The sequence below is a fragment of the Collimonas sp. genome, assembly GCF_039923675.1.
Classification (GTDB): Bacteria; Pseudomonadota; Gammaproteobacteria; order Burkholderiales; family Burkholderiaceae_D; genus Collimonas.
This window is the reverse complement of sequence record NZ_JBDTCG010000036.1, coordinates 1-17,670: the sequence shown is the minus strand read 5'-3', so window position 1 is coordinate 17,670 and position 17,670 is coordinate 1. Positions and strand designations below refer to the sequence as shown.

The 17,670-nt window shown below is 55.3% G+C and carries 14 protein-coding genes; 7 read left to right on the top strand and 7 right to left on the bottom strand.

Annotated elements, in window-relative coordinates; translation table 11 throughout:
- Positions 1-408: 408 nt before the first annotated feature.
- Together ABI171_RS07305 and ABI171_RS07300 are read right to left on the bottom strand one after the other, a co-directional pair.
- Positions 409-1,203 carry a PhzF family phenazine biosynthesis protein gene (locus ABI171_RS07305; protein ID WP_348091926.1) on the bottom strand — a complete coding sequence of 265 codons (795 nt, stop codon included), beginning with the start codon at positions 1,201-1,203 and terminating at the stop codon, positions 409-411.
- A gap of 572 nt (positions 1,204-1,775) precedes the next feature.
- Positions 1,776-3,713, bottom strand: coding sequence for a DEAD/DEAH box helicase (locus ABI171_RS07300; protein ID WP_348091925.1), 1,938 nt, complete (start codon positions 3,711-3,713; stop codon positions 1,776-1,778).
- Positions 3,714-4,832: 1,119 nt separating this feature from the next.
- Between ABI171_RS07300 and ABI171_RS07295 the strand changes: the two genes are divergently transcribed.
- A complete protein-coding gene (locus ABI171_RS07295) occupies positions 4,833-6,014 on the top strand; it encodes an alginate lyase family protein (protein WP_348091924.1) in 1,182 nt (393 codons plus the stop codon).
- A 207-nt stretch (positions 6,015-6,221) separates the two neighbouring features.
- Here ABI171_RS07295 and ABI171_RS07290 read toward each other — a convergent pair whose 3' ends face one another.
- Positions 6,222-7,235 carry a LacI family DNA-binding transcriptional regulator gene (locus ABI171_RS07290; protein WP_348091923.1) on the bottom strand — a complete coding sequence of 338 codons (1,014 nt, stop codon included), beginning with the start codon at positions 7,233-7,235 and terminating at the stop codon, positions 6,222-6,224.
- Between ABI171_RS07290 and ABI171_RS07285 the strand changes: the two genes are divergently transcribed.
- The 6 genes from ABI171_RS07285 (at position 7,234) to ABI171_RS07260 (ending at position 14,239) form a co-directional block, all read left to right on the top strand.
- Entirely contained in the window at positions 7,234-7,458 is a 225-nt protein-coding gene (locus tag ABI171_RS07285; RefSeq protein WP_348091922.1) for a hypothetical protein, read from the top strand. The two genes, ABI171_RS07290 and ABI171_RS07285, sit on opposite strands and share 2 nt — an antisense overlap.
- A gap of 253 nt (positions 7,459-7,711) precedes the next feature.
- The gene (locus ABI171_RS07280; RefSeq protein ID WP_348091921.1) at positions 7,712-8,851 is read left to right on the top strand and encodes an ATP-binding cassette domain-containing protein; all 1,140 of its coding nucleotides are present in this window, start codon (positions 7,712-7,714) and stop codon (positions 8,849-8,851) included.
- Positions 8,852-8,900: 49 nt separating this feature from the next.
- Positions 8,901-10,868, top strand: coding sequence for a beta-galactosidase (locus tag ABI171_RS07275; protein WP_348091920.1), 1,968 nt, complete (start codon positions 8,901-8,903; stop codon positions 10,866-10,868).
- A gap of 201 nt (positions 10,869-11,069) precedes the next feature.
- Complete coding sequence (locus tag ABI171_RS07270) at positions 11,070-12,308, top strand: ABC transporter substrate-binding protein (RefSeq protein WP_348091919.1); 1,239 nt, start codon at positions 11,070-11,072, stop codon at positions 12,306-12,308.
- Positions 12,309-12,501: 193 nt separating this feature from the next.
- Positions 12,502-13,377, top strand: a complete 876-nt coding sequence (locus tag ABI171_RS07265) for a sugar ABC transporter permease (RefSeq protein ID WP_348091927.1) — start codon at positions 12,502-12,504, stop codon at positions 13,375-13,377.
- Positions 13,378-13,387: 10 nt separating this feature from the next.
- The gene (locus ABI171_RS07260) at positions 13,388-14,239 is read left to right on the top strand and encodes a carbohydrate ABC transporter permease (RefSeq protein ID WP_348091918.1); all 852 of its coding nucleotides are present in this window, start codon (positions 13,388-13,390) and stop codon (positions 14,237-14,239) included.
- 155 nt (positions 14,240-14,394) lie between these two features.
- Here ABI171_RS07260 and ABI171_RS07255 read toward each other — a convergent pair whose 3' ends face one another.
- The 4 genes from ABI171_RS07255 to ABI171_RS07240 all read right to left on the bottom strand — a co-directional run bounded on the left by ABI171_RS07255 (position 14,395) and on the right by ABI171_RS07240 (position 17,491).
- Positions 14,395-16,356 carry a phosphatase PAP2 family protein gene (locus ABI171_RS07255; protein ID WP_348091917.1) on the bottom strand — a complete coding sequence of 654 codons (1,962 nt, stop codon included), beginning with the start codon at positions 16,354-16,356 and terminating at the stop codon, positions 14,395-14,397.
- 87 nt (positions 16,357-16,443) lie between these two features.
- Complete coding sequence (locus tag ABI171_RS07250; RefSeq protein WP_348091916.1) at positions 16,444-16,719, bottom strand: phospholipase domain-containing protein; 276 nt, start codon at positions 16,717-16,719, stop codon at positions 16,444-16,446.
- Positions 16,665-16,889, bottom strand: coding sequence for a hypothetical protein (locus ABI171_RS07245; RefSeq protein ID WP_348091928.1), 225 nt, complete (start codon positions 16,887-16,889; stop codon positions 16,665-16,667). The genes ABI171_RS07250 and ABI171_RS07245 overlap by 55 nt, the downstream gene beginning before the upstream one ends.
- Positions 16,890-16,960: 71 nt before the next feature.
- On the bottom strand, positions 16,961-17,491 hold the full coding sequence (locus tag ABI171_RS07240; protein ID WP_348091915.1) for a GNAT family N-acetyltransferase: 531 nt from the start codon (positions 17,489-17,491) through the stop codon (positions 16,961-16,963).
- Positions 17,492-17,670 lie beyond the last annotated feature (179 nt).

Below are 17,670 nucleotides of genomic sequence, written 5' to 3'. Positions count from 1 at the left end.
CAAGAAGTGGACGATGCCGATACGGGACTGGAAAGCGGCGCTGAATCGCTTCGCCATCCAGTTTGAAGACCGGGTGCCGCAGGCTTAAACGAAAACCCGTTTACACAGAATCCAGTACACCCCCTCCGATTCCGACAGATTTTATTGTTTGCTTTCACTATTATTGCGAACTACAAACAGTTTCGCATAATGAGTGTGCGATGTTTCGCTTAATGGATAAATGGCATGGGCTACGAACCGCGCCAGCAAGCCATTAAGCGAAACTGTTCTTGATTCGTCGCCTATCCTCAAAAAAGCTAGCTTTTGCATAATGTGGCCGATTTTTTGCCATTTACAGAGACAAGCATTGGCGTCGGCGCACGCTGGTCAGAACCTCGCGACCTTGCGACACCAGCAATTAGCTTCGAATCAGTCTTGCACGAAAATCGACCCCGCCAGATATTTAACCGCTTGTCCGGCAATCCGCACCCGATCGCCAACCAATTCACACTGCAACTCCCCACCCCGCGCAGACACCTGGAGAGCCGTGCAACGAAGTTTGCCCAGACGTTTGGACCAATAGGGCATGAGAGAGCAGTGTGCCGATCCTGTCACCGGATCTTCCGGAACCTGTACGTGCGCACTGCCAAACCAACGGGAAACGAAGTCTACCCCTGGCACATCGCCAAGAGCGGTCACGATGGTGCCGCGGCGGTCGATCTTTGCCATTTCTGCGAGATCTGGCGCCGCAGCACGTAATGCGGCGGCAGAGTCCACTACCACCAGGTAGTCATCCGCAGCGAATGCTTCGACCACATGCATTCCCAGGCCACGACGCACACACTCGGGTACGTCCACCGGTTCCAGCCGATTGGCGGGCATATCCAAGGTCAGTCCTCCGTCGTCGCAATCGACGAGAATTGCTCCGCTTCTGGTGTGAAACACGAGTCTCTCACGATGGTCACCCAATTCGTGGCGTAGCGTCCACGCGGTTGCCAACGTGGCGTGACCGCACAGATTCACTTCACATCCTGGCGTAAACCAGCGTAGTCGATAATCGTCCCCTTCAGCTACGAAGAAAGCTGTTTCCGCGTACCCATTCTCGAAGGCGATAGCCTGAAGTGTCGCATCGTCCAACCAGTAGGTCAGTGGACAGACGCCTGCAGGATTGCCTCCGTAGACATTTCGGGTAAAGGCGTTGACCTGATAGAGTGGCAGTTGCACAGAATGGCTCCTTGTACAGTGATTACAATATTTGTGGGCTGGCTTGGTAAAACATGAATGGCTGATACCGGCATGGCGTAAAACACAAATTTTTCGACAGGGCTGATCTTGACGCCAACATTGATACAGATCCACGAGGATATCAAGGAATTGGGTCTTGAGAGGGTTAATAAGAGGGGTGCAGCTTTCGCGAAAATATGGCTGGCGGGTCAAACCGACCGGGTCAATTCTGCGAGCAAACGAACACAGCATGCCAAAGCGCGCATATAGTGGACAAGCGCGGGCTTGGCAACGCAGCCAAACCCGAAGTCAATAGAAGCGCCCTTCGCCGGCTTTTGATTGAGTCACTACCTTCGGACGCGATACGCGTGGGAACAGAAACTCACGAAAGCTAGTCGCCGCGATGATAGGCAGCGCCAACTCGCGTTCGCCAACGGCTCATTGGTACGATCGTCGTTCGGCAGGTCTAGTATCTCAACAATACCTCATCAAGAAACCCGCACACTGAATGCGGCCCTGTCTTTAGCGCGCTAACGCGACAGAACCGGGGTTTTTCAGGTGTCGCAATAAAATCAGCGGGCCGGCGGGCCCTTGCGATGCGGCTTCGGCCTGGGTTTGGCGGCGTCAGCCGGGCGATGAGCGATGGTGCTTTTACTTTTAACTGGCGCCTTCTCGCCGAATTTCTTTTCACCGAATCTTCTATCCGCGCCCGTTTTCGGGTTGGACAGCGGTACTTTTTTGTCGGAAAATTTTTCGCTCGGCGGCGCGCCGTCCGCATGCGCGATGCGCAATTGCTGCCCGGCGACCCATACGGTTTTCAAGTGGTCAAGAAGTTCCTTGGGCATGCCATCCGGCAGGTCCAGTACGCTATAGTCGTCGAATATTTCTATACGGCCGATGTACTTGGAATCGAGACCCGCTTCGTTGGCGATGGCGCCGACGATATTGCCGGGCTTGACGCCATGCGCGTGCCCGACCTCGATGCGAAACGTGCGCATGCCGATATCTGTCGTGCGTGCCGCCGGCTCCTTCCTGGCAAACACGGCGCGCGTCACCGGTTCCTGGCGCTGATCGCGCTCGAAACGGTCGGGCGCCTCGATGCGTTCCTCGCGCGCCGGACGTACCGCCTTGCCCACGCGCGCAAGCTTGTCTTCCGACCATGACGCCGCGGCCGATGTCTCACCCTTTTTCTTGTCTATCAATAGCGGCATGTCGCCGTGCGCCATCTTCGCCAGCGCTGCCGCTATATCGGTCGACGGAACATTACTTTCACGCTCGAAATCTTCGATCAGCGAACGGAACACATCCAGGCCGCCTGCCGCCAGGGTGTCGCTGATCTGGGTTTTGAACTTGGCGATGCGCACATCGTTGACCGCCTGAACGCTCGGCAGTTCCAGCATGGAAATCGGCTGGCGCGTGGCGCGCTCGATGGCCTTGAGCAGGTTTCGTTCGCGCGGCGTGATGAACAGAATGGCTTCGCCGCTGCGCCCGGCCCGGCCGGTGCGGCCGATGCGGTGGGTGTAGCTTTCCGGGTCGTGCGGCACATCGTAATTGATAACGTGGCTGATGCGCTCGACATCGAGGCCGCGAGCGGCAACGTCTGTTGCGACCAGGATATCGATCTTGCCGTCCTTTAATTGCTGGATCGTACGTTCGCGCTGCTGCTGCACGATGTCGCCATTGATCGCCGCGGCGGAAAACCCGCGCGCCAGCAGTTTGCCGGCCAATTCCTCGGTGCCCAGCTTGGTACGCGAGAAAATGATCATGCCATCGAAGGTTTCGGCTTCCAGGATACGCGTCAGCGCATCGAGCTTTTGCATGCCACTGACAAGCCAGTAGCGCTGGCGGATATTGTCGGCCGTGCCGGTCTTGGCAGCGGCGGTGATTTCGGCCGGGTCACGCAGGTAGGTTTGGGCAATACGCTTGATGGCAGAAGGCATGGTGGCCGAGAACAAGGCAGTCTGGCGCGATTCCGGCGTCTTTTGCAAGATCGTTTCCACGTCGTCGATAAAACCCATGCGCAGCATCTCGTCAGCCTCATCCAGCACAAGCGTCTTGATCTTCGACAGGTCGAGCGAACCCTTTTCGAGGTGGTCGATCACGCGCCCCGGTGTGCCGACAACCACATGCACGCCACGGCGCAACGCGCTCAATTGCGCGCCGTAACTCTGGCCGCCGTAAATCGGCAAGACATGAAAGCCGGGAATATAGGTGGCATAGCGCTGAAATGCCTCCGCCACCTGGATAGCCAGCTCACGCGTGGGCGCCAGCACCAGCGCCTGCGGCGCGCTTTGCTTGATGTCGACACGCGAAAGAATGGGAAACGCAAAGGCCGCCGTTTTGCCGGTGCCGGTCTGTGCCTGGCCCAGCACATCGCGGTTGGCCAGTAGCAGCGGGATGGTGGCGGCCTGGATCGGGGAAGGGGATTCGTAACCGAGTTCCTTCACCACGCGCAGCAAGGGTTCGCTCAGTTTCAGGTCGGAAAATAAGGGAATAGATGTTTCAGACATGGCGTCACTCACAAGTTTGCTCGAATCGCAGTGTGCGAAAGATATAGCAGTACAGTTTACCCTGTTGTTGGCCTTGGCAGGTAGCCGGAATACCTGCTCAAGCTTATATGCGAGGCTAATCCAGCTAGCCATTGTTGTGAACTAAGCACTACACTGGTGACGTCAAATCAACTGCTTTATGATTGAATCAGTGTATTGGAAGAGGCGATTAACGAGCGGTTTGTTCGATTGCCTCACGCCTCCACGTTTCCCTGAAATGAGCAGCGAATCGTATTGACTTGCTCCCGGCATTTATTAATCAACAACAAATATCTCATAATGTGCGTACAAGGCAAGAATATGGAGCACCCTCTACTTAGACTTTCACAGGAATTTGCGATTGGATTAAAGCTCTAAGCTGCTGATAGATCGGAATGTCAACGCCTTCTTTTACTTCCAATGTGACTGCAAGACCCTATGGAATGTGAGCATCCAGGGCATTGGTCGCATCAACCTTATCCGGTATCGCACGCCCGCATCGCCAAAAAGAGCGGCGAGTACCATCGTATAGACTTGCCTCGTTGATTTGCGCAGTCGATGGTGCCTATTTTTGCGACTAATGTCGAGCCAGCGGGATCGTTCGGAATACACGTGGAATCCATGTATTCCATGGTTGAGTCTGGGTCAGCGTCGGATGCAAGAACGAATCAATTTCGCGTGCAAATCAACGGTCATTTAAATCAGCGATGAAAATTCATTTTTTATAAGATTTGCACGATGGCCACGCAATATCTGGCTGCATCAGGTCCGAAAAACCATCTGGAGACCGGGGGTCGACCAAAATATTTCGATGGCTACACGTTGGACAGAGGAAATGCAGTCCGTCGTTGTCAACTCTACCTCGCAATTGACGGGCTTGCGGCTCACATTCTTGAACGGAGCCTTAACACTGTGAGAACCTGAAAATGACGTCTATTCAAAGAGTGACCAGAATCCAGATTGGCACGGTTCGCTCGATAGTTCTGGCACGGGATGCTCCTGAGAGCTGAGCGACACGAATTTGTTACAAAATGCAATGACATCTGAAACTTGTAAAATCGTCGCGTACGATTTAGCCAACTCCGCACAAGGTTGACGATATTGAACCCACTACTCAAAAACATTACCCGTCTCGCCGGCCTGATGATTGCGATTACGCTGGGTATGTCACCCACGCAAGCAGAGACCTTTGTGCATCCGGGTGCGCTGCACACGCAAACCGATTTCGACCGCATGAAAACCAAGGTGGAGCACGGTGCCCAACCATGGATCGATGGCTGGAATGTCCTGACCAGCAATCCCCGTGCCTCGCTCAGCTGGACACCCCGCCCTGCCAATGTCGTCTACCGTGGCAAAGACGGCACCCATGCCGAAAATTATGCAGTCCTGTTCAACGACGCCGCAGCAGCGTACGCGCTGGCCTTGCGCTGGAAAATCAGTGGCGACGATGCTTATGCCGACAAGGCGGTCGCTGTCCTGAATGCGTGGTCAGGAACGCTGACCGGCATAGGCGGCAACTCGGACAAATTCCTGGCATCCGGCATCTATGGCTATCAGTTCGCCAACGCGGCAGAGATCATGCGTACTTACAAAAAATGGCCGGAGCACGATTTTCAGCGCTTCACCACCATGATGCTGGAAGTTTTTTATCCGATGAATCACGATTTCCTGGTCAGACATAATGGCGCGAAAATAGACCATTACTGGGCCAACTGGGATCTGGCCAACATGGACTCCATGATCGCCATCGGCATCCTTGCCGACCGGCGCGATATCTATAACGAAGCAGTCGATTACTTCAAACACGGCAATGGTAACGGCGCCATCAATCATGTTGTCTGGAAGATCTACCCTGACGGCCTCGGTCAAACCCAGGAAAGCGGCCGCGACCAAGGCCACAATACCCTCAACGTTTCCTTACTTGGCGCGTTTTGCCAAATGGCGTGGAATCAGCACGACGATCTTTTCGGCTACGATGATAACCGTGTCCTGAATGGCGTCGAATACATCGCCAGATACAACCTCGGCGCCGACGTCCCATACACTCGCTATGTCAACAGCGATGTAACGCAAGACGTCATCGCCGATGCCGGCCGCGGCGATGCGCGTCCCGTCTGGGAACTTTTTTACAACCATTACGTGGTATTGAAAGGGCTGAGCGCCCCCTATACGAGCGCGTTCGCCGAAAAATTGCGCCCTGAAGGTGGTGGGGGTAATTATGGTCCAAACAGTGGCGGCTTTGATCAGCTTGGCTACGGTACGCTGACCTACACCTTGAAATAAAACAGTTTGCACTATTCGCGCTTTCGTCGGCGTTGGCCGGCGATGTTGCAAACCTGTATCCAAGATCAGCAGGCCGGCTCATTACTGAGTAGTATTTCGCCACCGCCGAGGCGAGGCGAGGCGAGGCGAAATAATGCGCACAAACGGCAGATGTTGCAATTCAGATTATCTGATTGGTCTCTTGGGTGCGCGATTGGCAGTTCGCACTCAGGTTTTGGCCGGGCCGGTTGAGGCCCGCTCTACCAGCTCAGGTGTCGCCGTCATGCGCATTGTAGTTGTCTGGCTTGGATGGTTGATCCTTTCCAGCAGCAGCGCGACTGCCATTTCAGCTGCACTGTTGGTCGGTACTGCGACTGTCGTCAAGGCCGGCCGTGACAAGCGTGCCCATTGAATATCGGTAATTCCGATAATCGAAATGTCCTGGGGTACCGTTAGTCCGAGATCGGCGGCGGCATTAAGCGCCCCGAGCGCGGGCAAATCATTAGTCGCAAAAATTGCCGTCAGTTTCGGATGGGCTTCGAGCAAGGCCTTGGCGCCTTCATAGCCGGCGTCCACCGCATCCTCGACGTAGCGTGTTCTGCCCTTTACATGTTTTTGCCCGGCCTCGGTGCAGGCCGCCAGATATCCTCTGTAGCGTTCCGCATGTATGCCGTTTGCTTTGCTGCCGACCAGCGCACCGATATGACGATGACCCAGATCGATGAGATGGCGTCCTGCAATCGCTCCCGCCTCAAAAAAATTCACGGCGATGCAAGACAGCTCGGGGGGCTCGTCGGGTTTTTCCCACATGCAGAGCACCACGGGAGCACCGCGCTGTTCGGTCTTTTTCAAGTCGTCGATCGGCAAATTGGCGTTCATCACCAGCACGCCATCGGACAACGTGCCAGCGATCTGGTCGAGATAGGCACGCCCGGTGTCAGGATCGTCATTGGTGTTGCAAACGATCAGAAAACGACCGTTTTCACGCGCTGCGCGTTCAGCCGCCAGGGCAAATTCAGGATAGAAGGGATTGGCAATGCTCGACACCATCAAGGCCAGCGTGGGTGCGCATCCTTCGGCCAATGCGCGGGCGGTAAGGTGCGGCCGATATCCGAGTTGTTCGACCGCCGCGAGAACGCGCAGGCGAGTTTGCTCGCCGACCTTGCCGCGTTTGCGCAAGACATTGGAGACCGTCGCGGAGGTCACACCGGCGAGATGAGCTACTTCGGAGAGGGTGGTCATGAGTAAGGTAAAAAATTTAGCTCGTGTATTCAACCGCCTATCGCCAACATTGTCAACGGAACACTTGATTTGCGCTGACGCAGCTGTCTTGGCCGAAGTCCTTCACCAACGGTGCTGGCGTATCGGCGATATAAAACAGGGGCATGGTAAAAAATACAGCGACCAGCCTGCTGTGATTTCCATTGCGCGCAAAAAAGAAGGTTGCTATTATTGGAAAAAATAAAAACAGCCAACGACGTCATTTTCATAATAACGATGTGGAGACAACAACAATGCAACTACAAAATCAGGCAACATTTTTTTTTGCCCTAATAGGTTAAGCGCTTAACCTATTTCAAGTTATCGCCGCCGATTGCCGGGTGCCAGGATCGCTCAGTTTTCAAAAGTGACTCTGGAAGGACGCTGCCGCTTACCGCCTGCATGCTCGTCCGGGCAATTAGCCGTCTAGTCGCGTCAACTTCCGCAAGGAAAGAACTATGGCCAGTATTTCTCTACTCTCGCTGCAAAAAGCCTATGGCGGCGCAGCGCCCATCATTCGCGACGTCGACTTGTCGATCGGCGAGCATGAATTCTGTGTCTTTCTAGGACCGTCCGGCTGCGGGAAATCAACCTTGTTGCGTATCATCGCCGGTCTCGAAGATCCGAGCAGCGGCGAGCTGCTGATTGACGGCAAGCTGATGAACGACGTGCCCTCGGCGCAGCGCTCGGTCGCCATGGTGTTTCAGAGTTATGCGCTGTTTCCGCACATGACAGTATTCGAGAATATGAGTTTCGGGTTGACCCTGGCCAAAGTACCCAAAGCCGAGATCGAACAAAAAGTCAGAGATGCCGCGCGCATTTTGCAACTGGAAGAACTGTTGCGGCGCAAACCCAAGGAATTGTCCGGCGGCCAGCGTCAGCGGGTGGCGATCGGCCGCGCCATTGTGCGGCGTCCGGGCGTGTTCCTGTTCGATGAGCCACTCTCCAATCTGGATGCTACTTTGCGCAGCCAGACGCGTATCGAGATCGCGCGCCTGCATCGTCAATTTGACCGCGCCAGCGTGGTGTACGTCACGCATGACCAGGTTGAAGCCATGACGCTGGCTGACCGCATCGTCCTGTTGCATGCCGGAGCCGACACCGCCGCTTTCGGCAGCATTGCCCAAGTGGGCACGCCGATGGACTTGTATCACCATCCGAAGAATCGCTTTGTTGCAGGTTTCATCGGTTCGCCGCGCATGAACTTCTTGCCGGCGATGGTATTGCGCGTCGACGCCGATGAAGTGATCGTGCGCCTTCCTGATACCGATGAAACAGTGGCGGTGCAAGCCTTTGCACCGACTTTGCAGCAGGGGCAGCCGGTTACGCTAGGAATTCGCCCGGAACATCTCGATGCCGGCGACGGCGTATCCGCGGGCCTGACGCGTGAAGTCATTCTGGTCGAGCGTCTCGGTGAACAGACCTATGTCCATCTTGAGCAGCCGGGCGGCCAGCCGCTGGTTGCCAAGGCGCCGGGGAATACACCAATACAGCGCGGCCATCGCTTGCGCTTCGGCGTGCCTGCGGCATGCGCTTATCTTTTTGATGCAAACGGCGTCGCCTTTTCCAAGCAAGCGGCGGTCGCCGTTGCAGCATAGTCAACGACAGCACGAGCTCGTCACAACACCATCAAACGGAGTGGAATTCATGTCGATACGATTAGGGGTCTGTTACTATCCCGAACATTGGTCCGAAGAAATCTGGGCAAGCGATGCACAGCGGATGAAAGCACTGGGTATCAAGCAAGTGCGCATTGGCGAATTCGCCTGGAGCCGGATCGAACCATCGCCGGGAAAATACCAATGGGCGTGGCTGGATCGTGCGATCGATGTATTGGGCGAAGCAGGGTTGGAAGTCGTCATGTGTACGCCGACCGCGACTCCGCCAAAGTGGCTGATCGACCAATACGATGACATTCTACCGGTCGACGCTAACTGTCAGCCGCGGCAGTTCGGATCACGTCGGCATTACGATTTTTCTTCGCCATCGTACTTCAATGAATCGCAACGCATTGTCACTCTCCTGGCTGAACGTTACGGCGACCATCCGGCGATTACCGCGTGGCAGGTCGACAATGAGTACGGATGCCATCACACGGTCGTCAGTTATTCAACAGCAGCACAGCAACGCTTCCGGTTATGGCTGCAGCAGCGTTACCGGACCATCGATACGCTGAACAAAGCCTGGGGCACGGTGTTCTGGAGCGCCGAGTATCGCAGCTTCGATGAAATCGACGCGCCTGTCGGCACCGTCACCGAAGCGCATCCGTCTCATCGCCTTGACTATCGCCGCTTCGCTTCCGATGAAGTGGCGCGCTATAACCGCATGCAAGTCGACATCCTGCGCGCACGGGCGCCGGGACGTCTCATGGTCCACAATTTCATGCAGATGTTCGTCGAGTTCGATCATTATGCTGTCGCCACTGACCTCGACGTCGCCAGTTGGGATAGTTATCCGCTCGGCGCCTTGGAAGAAATGTGGTTTGCGCCGGACGTCAAAGCACGCTGGCTGCGTACCGGTCATCCCGATTTTGCATCGTTCAATCACGATTTGTACCGCGGCATGTCGACGCAACCGTTCTGGGTCATGGAGCAGCAACCGGGGCCGGTTAACTGGGCGCAGTGGAATCCCAATCCGATGCCAGGCATGGTGCGTCTGTGGAGCTGGGAGGCGTTTGCGCACGGGGCCGGTTGCGTCTCCTATTTCCGCTGGCGGCAGGTGCCGTTCGGGCAGGAGCAAATGCATGCCGGCCTGAACACCCCCGACAATCGTCTCGATATCGGCGGCCAGGAAGCGCAACGCGTTGCGGAAGAAATACAGCAAGTGGAACGCGCTGCCGGCACCTTGTCGCAACCGCATGGCAAGGTTGCGCTGTTGTTCGACTATACCGCCAAATGGTTGTTCGAGATTCATCCGCAAAGCGCGGACTTTCATTACCCGCGGATTGCGTTCGAATATTATTCCGCCTTGCGTTCGCTCGGCCTGGACGTGGATATTGTTTCGCTTGACGCGAAGCTCGATGGCTATGCCATGATCGTCGTGCCGCCCTTGCCTGTCGTGCCTGACGATTTGCCTGCGCGCCTGCAGGCGAGTGCCGCACAAGTATTGATCGGACCGCGCAGCGGCTCCAAAACCGCTTCGTTGCACATACCGGCAAACCTGCCGCCGGGACCCTTGCACGCCATCCTGCCAATACGCGTATGGCGCGTCGACTCGATGCGACCCAATATAACGGAGCCGGTCGAGTGCGCCGGCCGGCATGGTCAAGCCCATCATTGGCGCGATTTGATCGATGTCGGCGAGGGCGTCGAAACAGTCGCTTCGTTTGGCGACGGTCATCCGGCCATCGTGAAGTACGAGCGCCGGCACTATCTGGCCGCTGTGTTTGACGCCAAATTTACGCGCGACTATTTCTTCCAGGTAGCCAGGGCTGCAGGCCTGGCGCCAGAGGAATTGCCGGAAACCTTGCGCATCAGTCGTCGCAGCGGATTGACGTTTGTCTTCAACTACGACAATCAACCTTGCCTGGCGCCGCATGCCGAACGTGCTGAATTCATTGTCGGCGCGCCTCAGATCGAAGCACAGGGCATCGCGATTTACCAGGTCGGAAATTAGTTGGTTTCATAGGATAGATGGTTGAGAGAAATGGCGTTGACGACAATGCGGCACAATCTGCACAATCGGCGGTATTGAAAGAAAAACCACCGCACAAGACCGCAAGGCGTCGGCATTACAGTGGCAGCATCATAGACCTTGGAAAATCCGGCCGATACCGAACCGGCCGTTTTTCAGAAACATAATAACCAGGAGACAAGTATGAAAAAATTGTTTTGCACGAGCTTGCTGACAGCCTTGCTGGCTTCCGTTTTTGCATCCGCGACCGCCGGAACCCTGGCAGTCAATATCGCCTACAAGGGCGCCGCCCAGCGCGGCGTGTGGCAATCGACCCTGGATGAGTTCAAAAAAGCCAATCCTGATGTCGACATCAAGGCCGCATTTGTAGAGGAAGAAACGTACAAGGTGCAGTTGCCGGGTTGGCTGTCGACACAGGCGCCTGACATCATCAACTGGCACAACGGCGAACGCATGGCGTTTTACGCCAGCCGAGGTTTGCTGGAAGATCTGAGCGCAGACTGGAAGAAGAACAAATGGGATGAAAGCTATGCTTCCACCAAGGACGCATCTTCCTACAAAGGCAAGCAATACGCGCTGCCGACGGTGTACTACTCCTGGGGACTGTTCTATCGCAAGGACGTCTTCAAGACTGCCGGTATTGCCGGCGAGCCGAAGACCTGGGATGAATTTCTCGACGCTTGCAATAAACTGAAAGCTGCCGGCGTGACACCGGTGGCGGTCGGCGGTCGCGATTCCTGGACGCTGGCCGGCTGGTTTGACTATCTGGATCTGCGTCTGAACGGCAATGCCTTTCATCAACAATTGATGGCGGGTGAAATTGCTTACACCGATGCGCGTGTCAAAAAAGTCTATTCCGCCTGGAAGACGTTGATCGACAATAAATATTTCATCGACAATGCCCTGTCCTATGATCTCGACGGCGCGCAACCTTTCCTGTTTCAGGGTAAGGCGGCCATGATGCTGATGGGAACCTTCATCGCCAAGGGGTTTCCTCCGAAGCTGGCGGCCAATATGGGATATTTCCAATTCCCGGTGATCGACCCCAAGATTCCTGTTGCCGAAGATGGTCCGGCGGAATCGATTCATATCCCGAGCAAAGCACGCAACAAGGTCGATGCGCATCGCTTCCTGGCCTTCGTCGGCACCCCTGCGGTCAGCGCCAAGCTCGCCGAAGGACTGGGTTCCTTGCCGGCCAACAGTCAATCTCCCGAACCGACCGACACGATATCACGCATCGGTTTCCAAATCCTGTCTACCACCAAGGGCGGCATTGCGCAGTTCTATGATCGCGACATGACCAAGGAAATGGCGGATGAAGGCATGAAACAGATGCAAAAATTCATCAGCGATCCGGGCAAGATCGACGAAGTGCTCAACGAACTTGAGCAAAGCCGCAAGCGCATCTACAAGAAATCGTAGACTGCAAGCGGCAACCGGATTGCGCATGTCTTTATTCCTGTCCATGCGCACACGAGAAGACGCAGCAGCAAGCACCAGGCAGTTGCGTCTTCACACAAGTTTTTTCCTGTAGCCTGTTCAACAGGAGTGCATTGTCATGCTCGTTCAAACACCAGTCATTGACCCCGCGCAAGCGCGAACTCCGGTGCTTGCCATGATCGACAAGCCGCGTCGTCGCAACAACACTGCCACCAGAAATCGCGCGGCATTCTGGTTTCTTGCCCCCGCCTGTCTGATGACGGCGGTGTATGTCTTGTATCCGATACTTTATACAATCTATCTCAGCTTTTTTAACTGGGATGGTTTGACCAAGCCCGAGTTTATCGGGCTGGCGAATTACATCGAAATGTTGCACGCGCCGACCTTTCATGTCGCGCTGAAAAACAATCTGACATGGTTACTGCTGTTCCTGATCGCACCTCCGGCTGGGCTGATCACGGCGCTGTACCTGAATCAGAAGGTGCGCGGCATCCGTCTGGTCAAAGCGCTGTTCTTTGCCCCGTTCGTCTTGTCCGGCGTGGTGGTGGGGCTGATTTTCAGCTGGTTCTATGACCCCACGTTCGGTTTGCTGACGCTGATCCTGGGGCACGGTGTGCCGGTATTGGGCGATGCCCGCTATGTCACCTACGGCATCATCTTTGCCGCGCTATGGCCGCAAACTGCGTATTGCATGATCTTGTTTCTCACCGGCCTGACATCGATCAACAATGATCAGGTAGAAGCGGCGCGCATGGAAGGCGCCAAAGGCTGGACCATGCTGCGCTACGTGATTCTGCCGCAACTGAGAGCAACGACCTTCATGGCGTTTGTAGTCACCATCATCGGCGCGCTGCGCAGTTTCGATCTGATTTCGGTCATGAGCAACGGCGGGCCGTACGAAAGTTCTACGGTGCTGGCCTACTACACCTACGATCAGGCCATCAAGTACTACCGTCAGGGATATTCCGCCGCCATCGCCGTGACGCTGTTTGCCATCATGCTGGTGTACATCATCTATCAATTGCGCCGTATGTTGCGCGATGAACGCTAAAGGAATTGCCATGTTTCCGACGCCCATCGAAAAATGGAAGCCGTCCAATCGCCTGCTGTACAAGCTATCCTTGCCGGTCGCCTTGCTGATCTGGTTGCTGCCGATTCTGGCGGTGCTGGTGACGTCGGTGCGTTCTACCGACGAACTGATGGAAGGCAATTATTGGGGCTGGCCGAAGGATTTCGCGATGCTGGACAACTATCGCGAAGCACTGACGGCATCGCCAATGCTGCATTATTTCTGGAATAGCTGCCTTATCACGATACCCTCGGTGATCGGTGCGATTGCCCTGGCGGCGATGGCCGGCTATGCATTGTCGACCTACAAATTCCGCGGCAACACCGTATTGTTTGCCACTTTCGTGGCGTGCAATTTTGTGCCACAGCAGATTCTCATGATTCCTGTGCGCGAAATCTCCGTATCGCTCGGCTTGTTCAACACGGTCACCGGCCTGGTGCTGTTCCATGTCGCCATGCAAACCGGCTTCTGCACGCTGTTCCTGCGCAATTTCATCAAACAGCTGCCCTATGAAATGATCGAGGCCGCGCGTATAGAAGGTGCAGGGGAATGGACGGTTTTCTATCGTATCGTCCTGCCGCTCATCAAGCCGGCGCTGGCGGCGTTGGCGGTTCTGGTCTTCACCTTCGTTTGGAATGACTATTTCTGGGCCTTGTGCCTGACGCAGGGCGACGATGTGGCGCCGATTACGGTGGGTGTGGCTGCGCTCAAGGGGCAATGGACGACGGCATGGAATCTGGTGTCGGCAGGATCGATACTTGCGGCGATACCTTCGGTGCTTTTGTTTTTCCTGATGCAAAAGCAGTTCGTGACCGGGCTGACATTCGGGGCCAGTAAAGGCTGAGCCATTGATACCGATCACAAATGACGCAAGACGTCGTCACCCTCATTCAAAATCGCATTCGTCCGTTCAGGTTTGCAAGTTCCGCCCCGGATTCGTAGAAGGACGGGATTGGTCGAACATCTGGCAAGACGAATGCGCTGTACCTAATGATTGCCTTACGCAGCGAGACGAAGTTTCAACCCATTGATACTATAAACGGGTACTGCCGTGAAGCCATCCACGGAAATCGTCGTAAACTTTCCTTTGAGAACAGTCGTGTTTATTACGTTGACCGTATCGCCCACCGCCGGCTTGTAGCCATTCTGGAATTTGACGCGCAGGATGCCGCCGGCGATAGTGGCGGTTCCCTGAACGGTTAATCCACCTTGCTGCGCGTCAGCTAGATTCAATTCCATGCTGCCATTTTCGAGCTGGGTATATTGGCCGCTGATCTTCAACGGATTGGGAGCATTGCTTGATAGCGTCCCGCCGCTGACATATACATCACCTGTCCCGAAAGCCGATACGGAGTCGGCCTCCAACGTGCCAGCTTCAAGCTGGGCGCCGCCACTCCAGCTGTTATCGCCACTCAATTTCAATACGCCGCTGCCTTGTTTTCTCAATTTTCCTGTGCCGGTAATGTCGTTGCGCCAGTTATCTAGAGCATAGAAACCTCCCTGGGCAGCATCCATCGATACCACGACATTCCCGTTAAAAACGCCGTAACCGTCGGCTGCCGCAAACAGATTTAAACGACCCCAGCCTTCAGAATCGTCCTGGATCGGGTAGCCCGACGCGATTGCGGTGGTCTTCAACACTACGCGGCGCTGATCGGCGGTGAGGTAAGGCAGACGCGTTTCCAGTAACGCTTCAGCACCTTTCGGCACGGATACGGGGACGTTGGTTGCATCAATTGGCACGAAACTGTATGTCATGCGGCGAAGATAGTTTGCCTTGTTGGTCGCATAGTCGGCAAAGCGGTCGCTTGCTACGGTCCCGGAATGGCTAAATGCATAAAACGTAACGGCAGTGGTATTGGTCTGCGCCATCAAGGTGGCGTGCGCTTGCGTCACCGCGGCGGCTTTTTTCGCGGCATTGGCAGGGTCGACAAGATTGGCTGCAACAATGGCCTGTGCCAGGATGCGGCCTCCGATGACATCCAGTTGCGAGTGCATGCCCGCGATAATACGGTTTTCGCCCAACTCCAGGCCGCGGCTGATGATCTCCTGAAAGCGCTCCGGTACGGCATATGCCATCGCCAGCACGTCACGCGTCGCTTCAGCAGCATGGCCGCTAGGGAAGCCGCCATCCGTCGCCGGGGTGCTGCTTTTTGCAGGAATCAACGATGGCGCTACGATAACGCTACCATTCCAGCGATAAGGACGGGCATATTTGTAAAACCGCTTGGCGGGCTCTGTTGAACCATTGTTTCCCATGGCGTTGATAAAATCGACAACGCCGCCGAACCCTGCATTTGCGCTACCGCCTACCCCGGTATTGTTTCCAGTGTCGTTGTAAAGAACGCTGGCCGCATCGGGCGCAATGGCGGTTATGCTGGTGGTTTGCTGGGCAGCCGAACGCCACGCGGCAGTCAATGGCCCCATACCGTCAGTCACGCTGTAACCCTTGTTTCTACGGTCGTCCAGATATGCAGCGGTTTCCTGGGCCGCAGTGCGCGCCGTCGTCACAGTAACGGAATACTGGATATTTGCGTTGTGTACCGCGGCATTAAGAACAGTGCCGCCTGGCGTGCCGTCGTTTGGCAGGCCGGTCCAGGCCGACGGGACGATAGCGGGGAAGCCGCTTACAGCAGGTGCGGTCACACCGGCATCCACAATCTGGGTCAGCGGCTGCCAGACAGTCTCGAAACCCGCTAATACGCGCACACCAGCGTTGGTCGCCTGCGTCGCATAGCGGGCGTCGCCACGCTGGTTGGTTGCGACGTTGTCGACAAATGCAGGAACCGACGCATTCACTGGCGCACTATCGGCAAAGCCGGGATCTGGCGGCGGGGGCGGGATGACAAGTGCCGACGGAGTTGGATCGAAATCGGAATTGCCGCCGCATGCAGCCAGCGCCAGAACGCCACTGATGGCGAAAACGGCGGGTAATTTTCGCCAGAAATAGAGACTACGCATGGTCAGCCTTGATTAAAACGGTCGATGAGAAAGGGGGCATGGTAGCCAATCATTGTTACCGCCCCATGACCATCTCTCCCCAACCTGCTACTCTTCAGGGAGCGGATAATGCTGAAGTGCAGGATCGGACATGGATGCTTTTCCCGTCTCGACATGCCCTGCGAAACGGCGCAGGAAATTGTCGTGCGTATCTATGCTTGCCCTCAGGTCATACCACTGGTTGCTGGATGCGAGCAGCCATCGGTCTTCTACACTGCAGTTGCCTGCAACCGTAAGTGAGCGTGGCGCATTACCATAAGCGTTATCCTTTAGCCGCGTGATTCTTCTATCGCGAGCATTTCTGATCTCGGCAGCATGATGCACACCGCATTGTCACGTATTTCAAGAACCTCGGCCTCTGTGAGTTGCGTCCCTTTTGCTTGTTCTTTATTAAGTAATAGAGCGATCAAAGCGGGGATCGGAGTCGGGACCAAAGAATCATCTACTTTTTCATCGTGAATTCTTGATTTTGAGTTTAATGTTGTTGCGTCCACCGGTTGAATCCACAACCGATTGCGGCCTGTCGACCGATAGAACCGAGGGCCCTTATGAAAGGTTGACTGATCTATGCCACCGCCAATTTTTCCCAATCGCTGCGAGTCATCATATAGGCAGCAGTATCCATCTCGTACCATCTTTCAATGCCTCGAAAGCGCATACCCAATCGCTGCATCACAAGCGCCGAGCCAGTGTTCTCCTGATGGCATACCGCACATAAAAGATCAGCGCCGATAGTCTCGAAGGCAAAGGAAGCCATCTTGCGTGCGGCCTCCGAAGCGAAACCCTGACGCCATTTGTCTTGGCGAAGACGCCATCCGATTTCCAGCGGATTCTCGGTATCTCTCCCAAGATATTGAATACACCCGGATCCAATAATTTCATTGGTTTCGAGCTCAATGAAGCTCCACCATGAAAATCCCCATTCGGCCCACCGCAATTTGACGCGAGCAATACTTGCGGCGGTGTCTTCAAGCGTCTCAGGTTTGCCTGTGATGTAGCGCATGACTTCCGGATCGCGATTGATGGCATTGAGTCCTTCGAGGTGCGAATCCTTGAACGGCTCCAGGCGAAGGCGCTGTGTGGTCAATATGGTCATTTGGAATGCAAGATTAATTAGGCAATTACGTGTTCATGTCGGTTAAATATTTTCCTGATTAGTTACCTATCTCAGATGTCATGTTTTTTAGCACCAAACTATCTGCCGAGTCATTCCCGCGAACGCGGGAATCCATGTTGAATCACCTACTTAAGTTGGATCCCCGCGTTCGCGGGGAT